A 19215-nucleotide genomic window follows, 5' to 3' on the forward strand; every position below is an offset into this window, starting at 1 on the left:
AACCATGATTCTTTTAACCGTAAACCGATAACTGATTACCGTTAACCTGTGTAGTTACCTCCATTAATTCGTAACTGCTAATTTGTAATCCATGCCCCCATCAACTATTCAAAAATATCAGAATATCGGTTTCATGCTGGCCGCGTTTATTTTTGCCCTGGGCCTTGTTGTCTACTTTGCCCCATATGGTTGCCGGGAGTACCTTGCCCTTCGCAACGACCTTACCCAGATCCAAACTGAAATCACTACCCTGCAAACCCAAAATCAGGAATTAAAAAACGAGATATCCCATCTCAAGAACGACTCAAGCTATGTTGAAAAAATTGCCCGCGAAGAGTTCGGGATGATCAAAAAAAATGAGATCGTTTTTGAAGTTCCAGTAAAAAAATCCAAAAGAGAATGACTCATCGAAAAATTGGCATCATCGGCACCGGCAAACATGGTAGCCGCTATGCCAACCATCTGCTCAAAGATTTCGCTGATCGCGCCGAGTTAACTGCTATCTGCAGGCAATCAGAATCTGAGGGAGAAGAGCAAGCCAAAAAATGGCATGCCATCTTCCACGCCGACTGGCGTGACCTCATTGCCGACCCACGCACTGAGGCAATAATCAGTGTCACCACTCCCGACCTCAACCCGCACATAGCCGCGGCCTGCCTGCACTACAGAAAACCGCTCCTGATCGAAAAACCCCTGACAGTTGACACTGCCGCAGCTAAATCCATGGTAATCGACTTCCGAGAAGCCGGGCTGCCACTCACCGTCGCCCAGACCCTGCGGTACAACCCGATCATCACCGGATTACGCCATGCCCTGCCCTCTATCGGACGGCTCCATGCCTTCTCTGCCTCTCACCACCTGGAACCATCAACTCTCCCCTGGTTGACTGACCCCAAGCGAGCTGGAGGTGGAGTCATCTTTCATACAGCGGTCCATGTCTTTGACGCGATCAGGTTCATCACCGGACAAGAATTTATCCGAATCAGAGCATCATCTTTCCAGGTCCATAATCCCAGGCTTGAAGATCTATTCTCAGCACAAATTGAAATGTCACAAGGTTTGGTGGGGATGGTGATAGCGGGCAAGGTCGGATCGGCACGGGCGGGGCGTTATGAGTTCACGGGAGACGAAGGACAACTCCAAGGAGACCAAGTCCACGGAATGATTGAGCTGGTGCAGGGCACGATCATTACGCCCCAGGCGCATGAACCTCTACATCCAGCGCTCAGGCCACTGCTTGCAGACTGGCTATCCTTTCTTGAAGGGAGCGGAGATAATCCAATTCCAGGGGAGGAGGGTCTCGCTGCAGTTATGGTTTGCGAGGCAGCGCAGCTCTCCGCCGCTAGCGGAGAGTGGGTGAATGTCGAAACAAGTTAACTCCCTTGCTTGTCGACAATCAATTACTGGTCTACGGTCAACTGACAACCGCAAACCGACAACCTGAGCAGTTAAGGGCCTCGGTCAAAAAAATCATCCCATCTTGCTTGTCTTTCCGGTCGTCTTCTTCGTCCCGGTAACAGTTACATAGCGCTGCTATGCGCCTGTTACCGCTCCTCGAATACGATCGGAAATCCTACGCAATATTGGGACAATTTATTACGACCGAGGCCCTAAGTCAAGTTGCTGATTGTCCAGTCCCCGAAAAATGCTTCTACCTGCTTACTGGTCACAGGCCGACTGACCAGATACCCCTGAATCAGATCACAACCAAGGTAGGAAAGATAACTCAAATGATCCCTGGTTTCCACCCCTTCGGCAACCACCTCAAGATCAAGGTTATGGGCCAACGTAACGATGGCCTTAACGATCATGGCATCATCCTCACTATCGGTCAGATCACTGACAAACGAGCGGTCCACCTTCAGCACATCCACCGGGAACCGTTTCAGATAATTGAGTGACGAATACCCGGTGCCAAAATCGTCGATTGACAACCGGCACCCGAACTGGCTGATCTTATCCAACCGATCAATACTGCCATCGACATTGTCCATCAACATGGATTCCGTAATTTCCAGCTCAATGAGTTCAGGCTTGACCTTGGTTTCGGACAACACTCTCCTGATATCATCAATAAGCGTCTCATCTTTAAACTGCCCGGCGGAAAGATTAATCGCCACCCTGATCTCCATACCCGCCTCAAACCATGCCTGGCACTGGGCGCAGGCCGTACGCAACACCCAGGCGCCAATCGGAACAATCAAGCCGGTCTCCTCTGCCAAAGGAATGAACTCCAGGGGAGAAACCATCCCCAAATCCGGATGTATCCAGCGAATCAGGGCTTCAACCCCGGTCACCCTGCCACTTGCCAGACTGACTTGGGGTTGATAGAGCAAGACGAACTCCTGCCGCTCCACCGCCCGACGTAGACTTGTTTCTAAGGCAAAACGAGCAAAGGCCTTAGTGTTAAGCTCCGCCGTATAAAACTGATAACTGTTTCGTTCCAGTTCCTTAGCGCATGACAACGCCGAATCGGCACTTTTCATCAAATCATCAACGCTCTCTCCATCATTAGGAAAAACAGATACCCCAACCCGTGAATTGAGAAAGATTTCATTATCACCAACCAAGATCACCTTGGTCAGGATGTCAATGATCCGGCGAGCGACGATGGCAGCATCCGCCATATCCTTGAGCCCCTCCAAGATGATACCGAACTCATCCGCGCCAAAACGGGCGGTCACTTCATTATCTGCAACATTACCGGCAGTATCAGAGCGACGCAAGCATTCGCGCAGCCTGGAAGAGACCTCTTTTAAAATCCTGTCACCAATCTCTCGGCCAAAGGTATTATTAATGTTTCGAAAATTATCAATATCTATATAGAGCACCGCCAGAAACAACCCATTCCTGCGACAATTGGTCAGGGCTTTGGCCAGATGTTCCTTAAAGAGAAAACGATTTGGCAGCCCGGTCAGTCGATCATAATACGCGAGAAATTTAATCTTCTGTTCAGCAATCTTGGTCTGAGTAATATCCTGACAGGTAAAAAGAATTTGAGTCGGTGCGCCATCCGTACCCCTCATCACAACTCCATCCTGTCGAAACGTCAACTCAATTCCGTCTGCTGTGATCAGGCGATGCTCAAAAGAGATATTGCTATTGCGTTCCAACGCATACGCGATTGCATCACTCACGGCCTTACGATCTTCAATAGTGACCAAATCGAGAAACTCTTCATAGGACCGTGGCGCACTCCCCGGTGGAATACCAACCATCCGGCACATCGCCTCCCCCCAGCTCACGGAATCGTCTGTCACCCGCCACTCCCAATTAGTGAGGTGGGCAAGCTCCCGGGCCGAGGCCAGCATCAGTTCCCGGACATCAAGATCACAGATCGCCTGGTTGGCCCGAATAATATAACGAATCCGATAACTAAGCAGCAAAGGATTAATCGGTTTGACAACAAAATCGGTAGCCCCAGATTCAAATGCCTGATTGATCGATTGATAATCATCCTGGCCGGTAATCATGATAATTGGTACCCGCTCACCTCCCGGCAACCGCCGGATGCGGGAACAGACCTCAAACCCATCCAGATCTGGCATAATAACATCGAGGAGAATAGCATCAGGCATCAGGTTCTGGAAATCGGCAACGGCATCTAGTCCGTTTTTCGATTCCGCCGTAAAAAATCCAGCCTTCGACATTCCCATGCTCAAAATCTGGCGGAGAATCTTATCGTCATCCACGATTTGGACAAGATACGATTGATCTTCTGTGAGGATGGCGCTTAGCATAAAAAATCCGTTCTCTGTTAGATGGCTAATAATGACTCTCATACATATTACGCAGGAGATTTCCGAGCTGGCAAGCAGAAAAAAAGTCCTTATCGCTTGATTAATACTCCTACCGACTTTTTCCACTCATAATCCAAGAGTTATCTTTGCCCCTAAGTGATATTTTCTACCATTGCAAAATTAAAAAATTCTACCTCCGCAACCTGATGTTTGCAAAACTAAGAGACAATCCCGTGACCTCCTCTGGTAACGATTAAAGTGACCGTGTGACTCATGAGAATTACGTCCATTTTTCACTCCTCTTGTGGAAAAAAAAATATTCTCTGGATTTCATCACATTCTTCCTATACAATTTTTTCTATCATTACCGGCCCGAGGCTACCGCCGGCAAAGAATACCCCTGACCCCTGATCACAAGGCCTTATAATGAAACACAGAACATCCCGTGTCCTTCTCCCAACTGCCCTGATTCTTATCAGCCTTTTTTCGTCGGCGCTCTGCCATGGCTATAAAACAGGCATTATCTTCCCCACCGACAAGAGCTTTGTCAATCAACCCCAAATTAGGGTCGTCGGCTTGAGCACAGAACAAGACCCAGCCAGCGCCATTCAACTCAACAACGCACAAGGTAACCAGGAATTCGCCGCCCCGGCAGTAAATGGAGCATTCAACCAGCTCATCACCCTGTCATCAGGTTTAAACACCCTGACTCTCACAGGAACGAAAGCCCCTGCCTTCTCCATTTTTCTTTACACCAAGGACAGCGGCCGTCCACCTAAAGGGTTCAACCCGTTATATCTGCACAGCAGCAGCGAACTAACCGGCGCCTGTGATCAATGCCACCCCCAGGAATCAACAAACAAAAACTATACCACGACCAAACAGAAACTCTCTTGCATCACTCAGACCTGCCACAACACCATCGGTGATAAAAAATCCAAACACGGCCCCTTCGCAGACCGATCCTGCATTGAATGCCATAATCCTCACGGCACACCGTTCAAAAAATTCACCAGTAAGGATCGAAGCGCTTTATGTTTCACCTGCCACAGCGAGAGTGAAGGAATGGCCAGCAGCGGCAAGGTAGTTCATTTTCCGATCAAACAGGGCGAATGCACTCTCTGTCATGACCCCCACCAATCTAATGCTGCCTACCATCTGAAATTTGATTCAATTGTCGAGCTTTGCACCAGCTGTCACAGCAAAAGTATGGTCAAATACAAATATATGCACGACCCCTTCGAGTCTGGTGACTGTAACGCCTGTCACTCTCCCCACATCTCTGATTTCAAGAGACTGCTCACTGCTGAAGGATCAGCATTGTGCTTGAACTGCCACGAGGAGCGGGAAGATGAGTTCAAACGAAAATACGTCCATGAGCCGGTCAAAAAAGACTGCTCTCTCTGCCACGACCCCCACGGCTCGGATGCCGAAAACCACCTGATAACTCCTAAGGACAAGAACGGCAACTACATCAAATACGACCAGCCGCTCAAGGAGTCCTGCCTGATGTGCCACCGCAAACTTCACCCCGAGGTCTCAAAGCAAATCGACAAGAGCAGCATCCCCCACAAGCCTGTGGCCGAGGGCAAATGCACCATCTGCCACACCCCGCACTCCACCAACTTCAAAAAACAACTGAACACTTCCATGCAGGACGCCTGCTTCGGGTGTCACAAAGAGCTTAAAAAGCTCATCAAGAGCAGCAAATACCAACACGGTCCGGTGCGCACCGACGACTGCGCCCAGTGCCATCAAGTCCATGGCTCTGAACACAAAGAGTTACTACGGGCCAACTTCACCGCCAATTACAGTGAAGATTTTGACGCGAAGCACTACGAACTGTGTTTCAACTGCCACAACAGCAGAGTTATCACCGATAGCAAAAACATAGAAACCGGATTTCGTAACGGCGCCAGCAATCTCCATTATGTCCACGTCCACCGCGAAAAAGATGGAAGAACCTGTATGACCTGCCACGACATCCACGCCTCCAACCAACCCAAACACATCCGGACCGAAATCCCCTTTAAGAAAAACTTTTCGATCACCATGGATTTCAGCAAAACAGATACCGGAGGTGGCTGTGTGGTGGGCTGCCACAAGCCAAGAGATTATGATCGCGAAAACCCCAAAGCGACCAAACAATAACCATCTGCCGACTTAAGATTAACAAAGGATTAACCATGACCGTCACTGCTATCAAGCCAAACACACGCCTCCCTCTCATGGCAGCCCTACTTGGCGTAAGCCTCTTCTTCACCATTTTCGGCTCTTCCGCCTGGGCGGAAGAGGCCGAAAAAGCCACCCTGCGCAACTTCAAGTCTGGCGACACACTACCATCTTTTACCCTGGACACCATAGATGGCCAGAAGGGCAAGACCTTCACCCCAGGTAAAGAAGACAAACCGTCAATGATCATCTTCTTTTCAATCAGGCCTGAATTCCGGCAAAAACGCTCCCTCGCCCTATTAAGCGCCATGGCCGCAGTCATCGATCATTACAAAAACAAGATCGAAATTGTTGGCGTCTTCAGCGACGACCAAGGGGTACAGACTGTCAAAGACTATGTCAAGCCCTTTGCCAGTAAAATGGCCATTTACAACGACCCGAAAAAAGTCGTAAACGACCGTTACGGAGTATTCATGATGCCATTGGCCGTGATGATCAAAGGCAATGGCACCTTGCACGAAGTCATTCCCTACACTTATAATATCCGGGAGTTAATCGATGGCAACTTCAAACTTCTCCTCGGAGAATGGACTAAAGAACAGTTGCAGGCATCCCTGACCCCAACCGAGGAAACAGCAAAAAGCTCAGAAGAAAAAGAATATATCCGCCGGGTTAATTACGGAAAAATCATGATGGGCAAACAGATGCACAGCCAGGCAGTCAGAGAATTTTCGAATGCGATCAAACTGGCGCCGCAAGCAATTGAAGCCCATCTTGAACTGGGATTCACCTATATCGCTCTGAAAGATTGGGCAAAGGCAGAGGAGGTGTTTAGAAAGGCGCAGGGCATCGACAAGGACTCCGATAGCGCTATCGCCGGACTAGGCCTCGCCTATTACGGCAAAGGCGATACAGACAAAGCCCTGCATGAACTGGAAAGCGCCTTTATCGCACCGGAACCGAGACTCGAAGTAATTATCGCCCTGGCTGACATCTATGAGAAGAAAGGGGATAACACCAAGGCCAACCGCCTTAACAAATTGGCAATTTCACGACTAATGACAATGTACGATCAACGATGGAAATAGGTACCGCCCATGAGCCCCATCACTGCCGCCATTGCCAGATCACTTATTATATTCACTATCGTGGGACTTGCTTTACCGTCCCAGGCAAGAGCAGGGGCCGTGATAAAAAAAATCTGGTCCACAACGCCCTATTTCACCTTAATCAGACCAACCAAGTCCCCTCTCACTCAATTCAGTTTCTCCATCAACGGATCACCGGCTGAAAAATCACAGGTGTCCGCAGTCAAACACCAAAATAGCCTCCACGTTCGTTTTCACCTCACCTATGCAGAAAAAACCACCATCGAACTCCGTGATGGTGGACAGGCAATCTACAGCGCCGATGTCTTCTTCGTTCCAAGTTATATGAACGGCCTTGTCCCCGAGGATTTCACCTACATCCCATTTCACACCCTCACTAACGAAGCAAGGTGCCAGGCATGCCACCGATTTACCATCGCACCGCCAGATCTCAATCCGAGGGGAAAAATTAAGTCCCAGATCTGCTTTCCCTGTCATCACAACGATTTTGAAGGAAAACAAAGTCAACATGCCCCAGCTTCGATCAATTGGCAGTGTCTGCAATGCCACCAATCGGAAGCCAAGGAGAGCCCATGGAGTGAAGATGAGCCTCTTCGTTTCACCGTAGACAATGTTCGTGAAATTTCCATTCTCTGCTATACTTGCCACCCATCTGTTGAAAAAGAGGTCACCACCCTCCCCTTTGTCCATGGGCCACTCGGCATGGGGGCATGCAACCAATGCCACGACCCGCACGCCTCAAAGTGGCCAAAACTTCTCGAAAACGAACCAACTCTGCTCTGCGCGTTCTGCCATGACATGCAAGACATACTCAGCCGACCTGTGGTCCACGGAGTACTGAAAGACAAAGGGTGCATCGCTTGTCATCACCCCCATGCCAGCTCTCATCCACGGCAACTGACCAACACCGGTAACGACCTGTGCCTAGGCTGTCATGAATCCATCAAAAGAATCGGCAACAATCATCCGGTGCAGGGACATCCGGTCTCAATCAAGGACAGCAGCAAAAAAGCACGAGGAGATAAATTGTCCTGCGTCAGCTGCCACTCTCCCCATGCCTCAGACTTCCCCAAGCTGCTGGATGAGGAAGAAGTAATGAATCTTTGTACCCGTTGCCACACCCCTGGGGGGAAATAACGTATGTACAGAGTAATCTTATTGATCATAGTGACAGCCATGAGCGCTCTGTTTCCGGCTATCACATTATCGGCCCCCCATGAACTGATCAACTTCAAGGAAAACACCAAACTCCCCTCATTCACTCTCCCAGACATCGCCAACGGCACACAAGTATCCTTTAACACTGCGACTGGCAAACCTTCGGTCCTGATCTTCCTCTCAATAACCCCAGCCTTCAAGGAAAAACGGTCCTTGGCCTTAGCCCAGGTTCTCTCCAAACTCAATACCGACTTTCAAGGCCGAGTCCAGTGTTATGGTGTTTCTTCCGATGACCAGGGAAAAGACACCATTAAAAGGTACCTCCAAGACAAAGTCATCACTATCCCAGTCCTTGATGATAGCAAGCGTAATATCTATGATCGGTACGGTGTCTTCATGATGCCCTTAGCCATTCTTATTGGCGGAGATGGCACCTTGCAAGCGGTGGTGCCCTATACCTCCAACATAGACGAGATCCTCACCAATAACCTGAAATTCCTCTTAGGAGACTGGACCAAGGAGCAATGGCAAAACTCCTTTAAACTCGAACAAAATATATCAAGAAGCACAGAGGAAAAGGAGTACATCAGAAGAGTGAACTACGGTAGAGTCATGCTGGGTAAAAAGATGCACGGAGCGGCGCTGCGCGAATTCATGACCGCACTCAAAATCATGCCTAAAGCAATTGATGCCTATATCGGGCTCGGTAATGTTCAGCATGCCTTGGGAAAACTCGACCAAGCAGAACAATCATACCGCAAAGCTTTGGAGATCGACAAGGAGTCTGATGAAGCCCTATCCGGCCTTGGCATCGTCCTCTACCAGAAAGGCTCGCTGGACCAAGCCATTCCAATTTTGGAACATGCCCTGATCAGCCCGAACCCCCAGCTTGAAGTGATTGTCTCGCTGGCCGAATTCTATGAGAAAAACGGTCAGATTGCCAAAGCAATCCGCTTGAACAAACTTGCCGTTTCAAGGTTGATGGACGACCTGAATAACTAATTTTACTGCTTCAGGTTATCGGTTTACGGTTATCAGTTGGCGGTTAATGAACCTGGGCAATGACTGATCTCGCTCACTGACATCACCCATCATCCGATGAATCATGACCGACTATGATACTGATCACAGTCACTCTGAGCACACCTGAAAGTAGCTGCGCTTATCCACCAGAAATAATTAACTTCGTCAGTATCGCTTTCAATATCATGGAAAGTTAGAAAAAACTCCCCAATCCACTCTTACCCAAAAAGCAGCAAGGGGGCAGCCAGATTTCTGGCGCCCCCTTGCTGCTAACAACTCCCTCGTATACGCGCTGTTAAATCAGAACGACCCGCCCAAGCTGAAATCCCAGTTACTCTGAACCTCGTACTCAGTGGGATCAAGGTTATAGCCCCACTCCAAACGAAGCGGACCCATCGGTGACAGCCAACGAAAACCACCACCGACACTCTTCTTAATCACCCCGAAGTCCCAGTTCCCGTGCTCATCATAGACGTTACCGCAATCAAAGAAAACCACCCCCTTGAGCCCGGCATCTTTCACCAGTGGGAAAATCCATTCTGTATTTGAATACCACATCTTGCCGCCACCAATCTTCTCTCCAGTAACAGGGGGATCACGCGGGCTGATATTAGAAGACTTAAAGCCACGGATCGTGTTCATTCCGCCAAGATAAAATTTTTCAAAGACCGGAAGTTTATCAGTTGAATTGGCAAATGCATATCCCGCGGCCAGCTTATAGTGGAACGTGGTCTCCCAGGGCAACCTGAAAAACCAACTCGAACTCCCCTCAAACTTGGTGAACTCGGCATCACCACCCAATACTCCACCGGCATACTTCGAGTTTATGGTATTCAAGGAACCAGTGCTGGGGTCTGTAAACTTATCGCGACTGTCGCGAGCAAAACCAAGTCCCACGGAGCTGGTGACATTGATATTCATCGAATCCTTGATAATTTTTGAAGCAGTATCCTTTACATCACTCAAGGTGCTGTCTTCAAAGGTGTACCCGGTTGACATATGCCACTTCTCCCAAAGCGGATACCCAAAACGGAGCCCAACCCCTTGGGAATCCTTGGTAAAATCGTCATACTCCCGCATCCAGTTAAACACATCGAAGCCGAAGAGCAAGTTACTGTCCGCCAGATGAGGTTCCGTAAAATTAAAACTATACTGATTGCTCACACCGCTGATATTGGCCTTGAGCGACACCCTCTGTCCTTTGCCTAGAAAATTATTCTGACTGACCTCGGACATGAACATAAAGCTGTCTACCGAACTGTAGCCTGCTCCAATACTGAAGTTTCCGGTCGCCTTCTCCTTGACATCCACCTGCAGATCCATCAAGCTTTCATCCATGGTCGGCACTGGGGTAATCTCAACCGCTTCAAAATATTCAAGACGGTTGAGTTTTTCCTGACTCTTCTTCAACGCCACCGAGTTAAAAAGGCCACTCTCTTTGACCTGCATCTCTCGACGAATGACCTTATCACGGGTCCGCGAGTTACCCTTGATCACGATCCGGTTGATGTGAACCAGCTCTTTCTTGTTGATGTTCAAGACAATATTGACCCGTTTATTAGCATCGTCCTTGGCAGTGGAAGGTATGACCTCAGCAAAGGCGTAGCCCTTCTCTGAGTAGCGGTCCGTAATTCTTAAGATATCCTCGCGCAACGTCTTACGACTAAAGTACGGCTCTTTAATAATCTGTGTCAATCCCATCAAATCGCTCTTGCCTTCAATGAGGTCACCGCTTAAATCCACGGTGCCGACCTTGTAACGGTCGCCCTCGGCGATATTGAAATTAATAAAAAGCCATTCATCCTTCTGGGTTACCTCAGGCTCACCGACCTTAGCATCGACAAAGCCGTTATTGTTATAGAAGGCAACTAACCTGTCTGCATCCTGTGCCAGCAGATCACGTTTCAAGATCCCACTATCCGTAAACCAGGAAAACCACCCCTTTTTAGAGGTCTGCAGAATCTTTACCAGAGCCTTACTCTTAAATGCCGTATTGCCGGTAACAGTTAACTCCTTAATATAGACCTTAGGCCCCTCCTTGATGGTGAAGGAGACATCAACCTTGCCGGTCTTAGCGACTTTGGTGTCAGAAACAACTGTGGTGTTATAATACCCTTCGTCCTTATAGAGTTGCTTGATAGCCTCGGCAGACCTCTGCACATCCTGAGTGCTGATGATACTATTGACCGTCACCGTGATCACTTCCCGGATCTTCTCCTCCTTCAACTCATCCTCACCGTCAATCGAGATCTGGCCGACCACCGGTTTTTCGGTAACTTCAAAAATCAGCGCCTTACCCTCGGCAGTATCGCTCGAATGAACAAGAATATTATCAAAATACCCCATCGCATAAATATCTTTGATCGCTTGGCGCAGGGAAGCAGATTGATACTGATCGCCTGCCTTCAGTGTTACCTTGTGGATGATGGCGCCTGATTCGATCTTCTTGTTGCCGCTGATGGCGATACTAGCGACACGGGTAGCCCGGTTGGTGAACGACTGGACATTTTTGGTAAGTCGAGCGAAAATAGTAGCCAAATCGCTGGCTTTTCCCTCATCAAAATAATACTTGATCTGATCTGGAGCGAGAACATCAATAACCACCATATCGATGGAAACCACCGTACCCATCTTGGTAAGACTGCCGGTTAACAAGTAGTCGGTCGTGCCGGTGATCAGGGTACCGAGTGCACTTACCGGAGGAGGCCAAACCCCGTTAGTATAGTCAACAGCCTGTTGGGCCTCGGAACGAGAAACAAAGGAAAAGCCAAGATCCTTGACAGCGTTATACAAGGCTTGATCTGCTTCAAGAGTAACTGCGCCCGCCTCATCCCCCGCATTGATCTTGACAGGCAGGACTGTCGTTGCGGTTACGGGCGGAGAGTCCGCAGCAAAGGCGCGAGCCTCAGGATAAATACCCACTAAACTCATTAAGAGGGCCAGTATAGTCCACGAAAAAGGGATCATTCGTAGCACAATATGACGGGCGGTGGAATGCCGAAGTTTTATGATTCGCATTGACCTTATACCTTTGGCCTTTCGCCTGAATGCAGGCAACGGAAGTTGAAGAAGATACATCGATTTGGAAACTGAGACCAACTAACTGAAAATTATACTTTCCTTACCGTATCTAGGGCTGAATTTCAATCTCTATTGCATCGGAAAGAAGGTATCGGAACAGTTGACGGTTGCCGGTTGACGCACCCTGCCAAGGGTGACCACTCTCACTGATATTATCCATTACTGCAAACGCCCTTCCCGAAGGGTCAAACAACGTCCCATCCGCCGAGCAAGATCATAATTATGGGTCACCATGACTGTGGAGACCCCCCACGTCTGGTTCATTTCCGCCATCAGATCGAACACCCTGAGACCGGCATCAGGATCGAGATTACCGGTTGGTTCGTCGGCCAAGAGCAGGGCAGGCTTCAATATCAGGGCCCGGGCCAGAGAAACGCGCTGCTGCTCACCGCCGGACAATTCACCAACCTTATGCCGAATCCGGTTGGCAAGACCGATCTTAGCAAGCAGTTCCTGTGCTGCATGATCCAACTCATGACGATCATGCCCGGCGATGATCCCAGGCATAATGATATTCTCCAAAGCATTGAATTCTGGAAGCAGATGATGAAACTGAAACATGAAACCGATGGATTTATTACGGAAGCGGCAGAGTTCGTTATCGCTCCTGGCGAGAATTTCATCCCCCCGATAGTGGATTGTGCCAGAATCAGGGCGCTCCAAGGTGCCTAGGATATTAAGAAGAGTCGTCTTACCCGAACCAGACGCTCCAATGATGGCAATCATCTCCCCAGCGGCGATACAGATCTCTAAGTCCTTGAGGATTTCGATAGTCCCCGACAGTTCAAATGCCTTACAGATGCCCCTGGCGTGCAGGAGCGGCTCGGAATTATTCATAACGCAGAGCCGTGGCCGGATCAATTTTTGCTGCCTGCCACGATGGGTAAAGGGTGGCAAGCAAGGTAATAAGCACCGCACTTGCCGAGATGAGCAGCACGTCCTGAGGCACTACCTCAACCGGCAGGGTGGAGATGGGATAAACCTCAGGCAATTTGATGAATTTATAGCGGCGCAGGACATCACACACCGCCACTCCGCCCAAGACCCCGGCCACAGTCCCGGAGATGCCGATAATCAGTCCCTCATAGATAAAAATCTTCATAATCTGAGAGGCCCTGGCCCCCATAGATTTCAGAATGGCAATATCCTTATTTTTCTCCATCACCACCATGATCAGGGTACTGACGATGTTAAAGGCGGCCACCACCACCACCAGGGTAATAATAATGAACATCGATTTTTTTTCCAACTCAAGGGCAGAGAAAAGCCCCTTATTGGTGCTGATCCAATCCCGAGCCACTGTACCCTGCCCCAATTGTTCCTCAATCTGACGTGCCATTTCATGAGCCTTGAAGATGTCGGTCAACCGGACCTCTACCCCATGGACATCCTGGCCCAATTCCAAAAAATCCTGCGCTACCGGCATTGAGACGAAAGCCATGGCGGAATCGTACTCGTACATATCAGTCTTAAAGATGCCAATGACCTCGCAGGTCTTGATCCTGGGCAAAATTCCAATCGGGGTCAATGCCCCGGCAGTGGACATCAGCCGAATACGACTCCCTGGAAAGACTCGAAGCTGCTTAGCAAGTTCATTGCCGAGGATGATGCCTGGCACCCCGCCCCGTCCTACTGGCAACTCCAGGTCGGCAATGGCCCCCCCTTTCAGGTGGCGATCCAAATCCAGGACCCGGTTAGCGCTCTGAGGGTCAATCCCCCTGACAATAGCGCCTGTCCCTGCGTCAGCGCTGGTGATCATGGTTTGAGTCACAACATAGGGTGTAGTCCCGACCACTCCGGGGATTGCATCCAACTGGCTGGCCATCTCAGAGTAATCACTGATCTGGCCCTCAAGTTTCTGAACAACAATATGGGAGTTGATACCTAAGATCTTATCTCGGAGTTCATCTGTAAATCCGGTCATAACCGAAAGAACAATGATCAGGGCCATAACTCCGATGGCAACACCAGCTACGGAGATAACAGAAATCAAGGAGATAAAATTCTGCTTCCGCTTGGCCTTCAGGTAACGGAGACAGACAAACCACTCAAAGCGCATATTTATCCCATGACCTCTGAACGCAGATGAGGAAAGAGAATGACATCACGAATAGAAGGACTGTCAGTAAGCAGCATGACCAAACGATCAATACCAATCCCCTGTCCCGCTGCCGGCGGCATCCCGTACTCCAAGGCACGCAGAAAATCGGCATCCAGTTCAGAAGATATCTCCTCATCATCACCCCGATTGGCAATCTGTAACTCCATCCGTTGACGCTGATCAATGGGGTCGTTCAACTCACTGAAGGCGTTAGCAATTTCGCGTCCGGTAATAAACAACTCAAAGCGGTCGGTCACCGACGGGTCTTCCGCGTTACGACGAGCGAGTGGAGAGACCTCGGTGGGGTAAGCGGTAATAAAGGTAGGATCGATCAATTTCTCCTCCACCAGCTTTTCAAAAAGTTCGGTCTTGGCCTTGCCTGGACCAGCGCTGGCATCAAGAGCTATGCCGTGTTCTTTGACTGCCTGAAAAAGCTTGGCCGGATCAGCCAGAATCTCCGCTGAAATCCCACCCACTTCGATCAAGGCTTCATCCATAGTATATCGGCGCCAAGGAGGGGTAAGGTCTACCTCCTGGCCCTGATAGGTAATCAGGGTAGTCCCCACCACCTCGGCAGCGATCCAGGAGACCATCTCCTCGGTCAAATCCATCAAATCATGATAAGTAGCATAGGCCTGATAGAACTCAAGCATCGTAAATTCAGGGTTGTGTCGGGTAGAGAGCCCTTCGTTCCGAAAATTACGATTAATCTCAAACACCCGGTCAAACCCTCCTACAAGAAGCCTTTTGAGGTAAAGCTCCGGGGCAATCCGCAGATAAAGAGTCATATCAAGAGCGTTATGGTGAGTTTTAAAAGGCCGGGCCGTGGCTCCACCGGCGATGGGATGCATCATCGGCGTCTCCACTTCCATGAACCCGCGATTATTGAGAAAATCCCGAACCAGGCGAATGATCTCAATCCGCTTCTTGAAGGTATTCTTAACTTCAGGATTGACGATCAGATCAACGTAGCGTTGACGGTAGCGTGTCTCCACATCCGTGAGACCATGAAACTTTTCCGGAAGCGGCCGAAGCGACTTGGTAATCGGTTTCAGCGACGTAGCCGCAATCGACGCTTCCCCAGTCTTGGTGGTAAACAACGGACCATTAAATCCAGCAATATCACCAATATCAAACTTCTTAAAGAAAGCAAAACCCTCATCACCAACATCGTCCTTTTTAACATAAACCTGCATTCTACCTGAGGCGTCCTGCAGGTGAAGGAAAGCAGCCTTACCAAATTTACGGATCGACATGATGCGGCCAGCAATAGCATATTGCGGTCCATCTCCATGAAAAACACCACCGTTTTCCTCAGTCTTAGCCAAAACTTCACGAATAGTGTGAGAGGGCTTAAAGTCGTTGGCGTAGAGGCTAGCGCCTAGATCGGCCAACTCTTGGGCCTTTTGACGCCGCTGCTGCAAAACTTGATTCAATTCATCCATGACGCTGTTTCTCTTATCTGTTATATGTGAAATAATTCTAGTAAATTGTAACTCTTGACTTCTCGTAGGTTGGGTTAGGCCACTAGGCCGTAACCCAACAATAATGGCACCTTAGGTGTTGGGTTACGCTTTGCTAACCCAACCTACGAGAATACTGAAACTCTTGATTTTTTTTGTAGGTTTGATTAGGCCTTTTGGGGACCGTAACCCAACTCTTCAGTTACGTATCGTGCACGAATAGCCGCCGAGACCTCACTGACCAGAGCCAATACTTTACTCGCTGCATCCAAGGGCAAGGCCCCCGTTCCACAACTCGGGGTAATCATGCTCTGAGCAATAATCGCCTCCTTATCCCAGACACCACCCACCAGGGCCTCAACCTGCTTCTCCCATAGTGCCACCAGAGAATCACAAGTTTCACTGACAATGCTCGAGACATCGCCTGTAGGCACAATTCCCCAGGCAATCACCCCACCTCGGGCCATAAATTCATGGATCTGCTCCTTGCAGATAATCAACCGATCAAAAAAGCCAAAGGCATCAAAACTCAAGACATCAAGATCTAGAGAGAGCAGAAAATTCCAGTCGGTGTTAGCGCAGACATGAATTCCGGTCAAGCCACCGGCCTGTTTGATAGCGCCAATGACTTCACTTAAGTCTTGAGCAATATCATCCTTGCTGATGCTGATAAAGGCAGAGGAACCAAGTCCTGCCAACGCCGGTTCATCGATAAAAACCAGCGCCGGCACCTTGAGGTCCTTCAAGAATTCTACCTGCCAAGCCCCCTTCATGGCCAGTGCCTTGACCGCCATCTCGCGAAATTCCGGAGTATAATAACCCAAGCGATGATCCTGATCTGAAAGTCCGGTAAGCAGGGTAAAAGGTCCGGTAATCTGGCCCTTGACCGCCAAGATTTCAGGGTGCTGAGCGGCCCGTTTTTTCAGTTCATAAATCCCTCTAGCCCTCTCTTCAGAAACCACAAAGCGTGAAGACAAGGTAGCGGCAGTTGACTCGGCGACAGCAAGGTAATCCTCAAAAAAAGCGAGTTGTTCTTCCTCAAACCCAGGACCAGACACATCGAAATAGGTTCGACTGTCACTCTCGACAACCCCCGGAAGACCTTCGACAAACTGATTCATCATCCGCTCAAGAGGATTGGAGGGCAATTGCGGCCAAAGAGGAATGTCCGGGGTGTGGGCCATGATCAGATCAAGAGCCTGACCATAATCGGCCACAGGCAGACTGCCAATCAATGTCCCTCGGGCAGCGGGTTTGAAGTTATCCTTATTTAATGGCATGATAGTTCCTGTGTTTACTGATCACTGAGCGAAAAAAGAAAATTCCTAAATGAATAAATCGTCTGGAGACTCAACCTTTAATTTCAAGGCAAGCAACACATACTATTATCGGCCTGCTCATGTACGAAAAGCACACATCGCAGGCCGATGCCTAGCATCTGCGGCACTGCTGAACAGTTACGGTTCTGGGCTTCGCCACCTTTCTGGGTCAGAAGGTGGATAGTTACAAAAAAAGAACACTACTAGCTAGCAGGGAACGATGATGATGTCAATTGAATATTAATTGATACTGGGGCATCAACTTCCCATGTACTCCACCCGAGCGACATCCGTCTAATCCCCAAAACTTGGCTGTTATTGACTGGTTAACAGTGAGCGCACACTTCCCAGTCACACCATGATTCATTTATTTAAGACGCCAGCCTTGACTGGTCTGGCAAAGTTGATTATTTTGCGACACATTGCGAGAGTGGTGAAATTGGTAGACGCACTGGACTTAGGATCCAGCCCACGTGAGTGGTTGGGGGTTCGACTCCCCCCTCTCGCACCATCATGACATGTCAAGAAGAACGCCGGCCTGCCCATGGGTTGGCGTCTTTTGTTTTTACAGCCAGTTCAAAATAAACCCGACTCTGGCCCTGCTCATTAACTCTCACAATCATAAGGAAGGATTCGATGGAAGTTGCTGTTGAAAACCTCAGTGCACTGAGAAAATCGTTGAAGATTACCCTGCCTAAGGATGTTGTTGCCCCGAAACTTGACGCATCCTACAATAAATTACAATCCCAGGTATCCATCAAGGGCTTTCGCAAGGGTAAGGTGCCGATGAAGGTCCTGGAGAAAAGCTACAGCGACCGGGTCAAAAATGAGGTTGGCGACGCCCTGATTCAGGAAACCTATTTTGATGCCTTAGCCAAGGTCAAACTAAACGCTGTGGTACATCCCGACATCAAAACCTTTACCTTTGCCGACGACGGCTCTTTTGCCTATGAGGCTGAAGTTGAAGTCAAGCCGGAATTTGAACTCGGAGCATACAAGGACATCACTATCGAGCACCCGGAAATCACTGTCACAGAAGAAGAGATCAACAAAGCACTCGAGTTGACCCGGCGGGAGATAGCGCCGCTTCAAGCCGCCACCGGCAGGGGCGTACTGCAGGATGACCTGATCATCATCGACTTTCAGGGCTACGAGAATGGTGAGGCCATGAAACATGTGACTGGCCACGAATTTCCGGTTGATATCGGCTCTGGCCGATATGGGAAAGAGTTTGAAGAGATGCTGATCGGCCTGAACAAAGGAGAGGAGACCACGCGCGAGGTTCAGTTTCCCGTTGATTTCGCCAACACCACCCTGGCCGGCAAGACTGTAGAGTTCAAAGTAACGGTCAAGGACATCAAGGAACGCCTTCTGCCTGCAATCGATGACGACTTTGCCAAGGATGTCAACGATGAATTTACCACCCTGGCCGATTTAACCTCAAGTATCAGCGAAAAAATCCGTAAAGAGAAAGAGAAGGCCATGGAAGGAGACATCACTGACAAAGTCATGATGAAGATAGTCGAAGCCCATAATTTCGATTTACCGGCCCGTCTGGTCGCCTACGAAATTGATGCCTTGGCCAAGGACTTCGAGACCAACTTGGAACGTCAAAACCTGACCCTTGAAGCCATTGGCCTCAGCCGCGAAAAGCTGGCCGAGACCTACCGTTCGGCCGCCGAGAAGCGGGTTAAAGGTGACTTTATCCTCAAAAAGATCGCTGAAGTCGAAGACATCAAACTCAGCAATGAGGACATCACTACCGGCTACAAACGGATCGCCGACCAGTACGGAATGAAGATTGACGAGGTCAAAGAGTACTTCAAAGGACGTAATAATTTGCTCCCCTTCATGAACGAATTGCTGAACGAGAAGATTCTGGCCTTCCTGAAAAATTCAGCCACAGTCAATTTTGTTGCCGCCGAGGCAAAGGACTCAGGAGTCGAATCATGAACCTGATACCGATGGTAGTCGAACAAAGCCCGCGTGGTGAGCGGGCCTACGACATCTATTCCAGACTACTGAAAGAACGGATTATCTTTCTCGGGA

Annotated in this window: 14 protein-coding genes and 1 tRNA gene; 9 read left to right on the forward strand and 6 right to left on the reverse strand. The window is 49.3% G+C overall.

Translation table 11 applies throughout. The annotated features are described in order from the left end of the window. Nucleotides 1–91: 91 nt before the first annotated feature. Nucleotides 92–403: a septum formation initiator family protein gene (locus FP815_01610; protein MBA3013634.1), complete on the forward strand. Its 312-nt coding sequence runs from the start codon at nt 92–94 to the stop codon at nt 401–403. Next, a complete protein-coding gene (locus FP815_01615; protein ID MBA3013635.1) occupies nt 400–1377 on the forward strand; it encodes a Gfo/Idh/MocA family oxidoreductase in 978 nt (325 codons plus the stop codon). The genes FP815_01610 and FP815_01615 overlap by 4 nt, the downstream gene beginning before the upstream one ends. A 233-nt stretch (nt 1378–1610) precedes the next feature. Here the strand turns inward: FP815_01615 and FP815_01620 are convergent, their stop codons facing one another. Beyond that, nucleotides 1611–3782, reverse strand: a complete 2172-nt coding sequence (locus tag FP815_01620) for an EAL domain-containing protein (protein MBA3013636.1) — start codon at nt 3780–3782, stop codon at nt 1611–1613. A 384-nt stretch (nt 3783–4166) separates the two neighbouring features. On the opposite strand from FP815_01620, the gene FP815_01625 reads away from it, so the two are divergent. From FP815_01625 to FP815_01640, 4 genes are read left to right on the forward strand one after another with little or no spacing between them, the layout of a single operon-like run. Next, nucleotides 4167–5891: a hypothetical protein gene (locus tag FP815_01625; GenBank protein ID MBA3013637.1), complete on the forward strand. Its 1725-nt coding sequence runs from the start codon at nt 4167–4169 to the stop codon at nt 5889–5891. 35 nt (nt 5892–5926) lie between these two features. Further along, on the forward strand, nt 5927–7000 hold the full coding sequence (locus tag FP815_01630; protein MBA3013638.1) for a tetratricopeptide repeat protein: 1074 nt from the start codon (nt 5927–5929) through the stop codon (nt 6998–7000). A 9-nt stretch (nt 7001–7009) separates the two neighbouring features. Then, nucleotides 7010–8158 carry a hypothetical protein gene (locus FP815_01635; GenBank protein ID MBA3013639.1) on the forward strand — a complete coding sequence of 383 codons (1149 nt, stop codon included), beginning with the start codon at nt 7010–7012 and terminating at the stop codon, nt 8156–8158. 3 nt (nt 8159–8161) lie between these two features. Further along, on the forward strand, nt 8162–9181 hold the full coding sequence (locus FP815_01640; protein MBA3013640.1) for a tetratricopeptide repeat protein: 1020 nt from the start codon (nt 8162–8164) through the stop codon (nt 9179–9181). A 321-nt stretch (nt 9182–9502) separates the two neighbouring features. Here the strand turns inward: FP815_01640 and bamA are convergent, their stop codons facing one another. The 5 genes from bamA to FP815_01665 form a co-directional block, all read right to left on the reverse strand. Beyond that, nucleotides 9503–12280: an outer membrane protein assembly factor BamA gene (gene bamA, locus FP815_01645; GenBank protein MBA3013641.1), complete on the reverse strand. Its 2778-nt coding sequence runs from the start codon at nt 12278–12280 to the stop codon at nt 9503–9505. A gap of 162 nt (nt 12281–12442) precedes the next feature. Continuing rightward, entirely contained in the window at nt 12443–13120 is a 678-nt protein-coding gene (locus FP815_01650; GenBank protein ID MBA3013642.1) for an ABC transporter ATP-binding protein, read from the reverse strand. Then, nucleotides 13113–14342: a lipoprotein-releasing ABC transporter permease subunit gene (locus tag FP815_01655; GenBank protein MBA3013643.1), complete on the reverse strand. Its 1230-nt coding sequence runs from the start codon at nt 14340–14342 to the stop codon at nt 13113–13115. Before FP815_01655 ends, FP815_01650 begins: the two co-directional genes overlap by 8 nt. A gap of 2 nt (nt 14343–14344) precedes the next feature. Then, entirely contained in the window at nt 14345–15829 is a 1485-nt protein-coding gene (gene lysS / locus FP815_01660; GenBank protein ID MBA3013644.1) for a lysine--tRNA ligase, read from the reverse strand. Between the two features lie 185 nt (nt 15830–16014). Next, complete coding sequence (locus FP815_01665) at nt 16015–17127, reverse strand: hypothetical protein (GenBank protein MBA3013645.1); 1113 nt, start codon at nt 17125–17127, stop codon at nt 16015–16017. A 463-nt stretch (nt 17128–17590) separates the two neighbouring features. Here FP815_01665 and FP815_01670 point away from each other — a divergent pair. From FP815_01670 to FP815_01680, 3 genes are all read left to right on the forward strand, one after another. Then, nucleotides 17591–17677 (forward strand) — tRNA-Leu (locus FP815_01670). Nucleotides 17678–17802: 125 nt separating this feature from the next. Beyond that, entirely contained in the window at nt 17803–19119 is a 1317-nt protein-coding gene (tig, locus tag FP815_01675; protein MBA3013646.1) for a trigger factor, read from the forward strand. Next, the coding region (locus FP815_01680) for an ATP-dependent Clp protease proteolytic subunit (GenBank protein MBA3013647.1) at nt 19116–19215 on the forward strand (100 nt) is incomplete at its 3' end. The genes tig and FP815_01680, both read left to right, overlap by 4 nt.

The sequence above is a fragment of the Desulfobulbaceae bacterium genome (assembly GCA_013792005.1).
In the GTDB taxonomy this organism is placed as follows: domain Bacteria; phylum Desulfobacterota; class Desulfobulbia; order Desulfobulbales; family VMSU01; genus VMSU01.

What these genes read in the sequence shown, in the direction of transcription:
- FP815_01655 (MBA3013643.1), bottom strand. Translation starts at nt 14,342, where the DNA reads ATGCGCTTTGAGTGGTTTGTCTGTCTCCGTTACCTGAAGGCCAAGCGG.
- lysS (MBA3013644.1), bottom strand. Translation starts at nt 15,829, where the DNA reads ATGGATGAATTGAATCAAGTTTTGCAGCAGCGGCGTCAAAAGGCCCAA.
- tig (MBA3013646.1), top strand. Translation starts at nt 17,803, where the DNA reads ATGGAAGTTGCTGTTGAAAACCTCAGTGCACTGAGAAAATCGTTGAAG.
- FP815_01620 (MBA3013636.1), bottom strand. Translation starts at nt 3,782, where the DNA reads ATGAGAGTCATTATTAGCCATCTAACAGAGAACGGATTTTTTATGCTA.
- FP815_01650 (MBA3013642.1), bottom strand. Translation starts at nt 13,120, where the DNA reads ATGAATAATTCCGAGCCGCTCCTGCACGCCAGGGGCATCTGTAAGGCA.
- FP815_01630 (MBA3013638.1), top strand. Translation starts at nt 5,927, where the DNA reads ATGACCGTCACTGCTATCAAGCCAAACACACGCCTCCCTCTCATGGCA.
- FP815_01665 (MBA3013645.1), bottom strand. Translation starts at nt 17,127, where the DNA reads ATGCCATTAAATAAGGATAACTTCAAACCCGCTGCCCGAGGGACATTG.
- bamA (MBA3013641.1), bottom strand. Translation starts at nt 12,280, where the DNA reads ATGTATCTTCTTCAACTTCCGTTGCCTGCATTCAGGCGAAAGGCCAAA.
- FP815_01640 (MBA3013640.1), top strand. Translation starts at nt 8,162, where the DNA reads ATGTACAGAGTAATCTTATTGATCATAGTGACAGCCATGAGCGCTCTG.
- FP815_01625 (MBA3013637.1), top strand. Translation starts at nt 4,167, where the DNA reads ATGAAACACAGAACATCCCGTGTCCTTCTCCCAACTGCCCTGATTCTT.
- FP815_01610 (MBA3013634.1), top strand. Translation starts at nt 92, where the DNA reads ATGCCCCCATCAACTATTCAAAAATATCAGAATATCGGTTTCATGCTG.
- FP815_01635 (MBA3013639.1), top strand. Translation starts at nt 7,010, where the DNA reads ATGAGCCCCATCACTGCCGCCATTGCCAGATCACTTATTATATTCACT.
- FP815_01615 (MBA3013635.1), top strand. Translation starts at nt 400, where the DNA reads ATGACTCATCGAAAAATTGGCATCATCGGCACCGGCAAACATGGTAGC.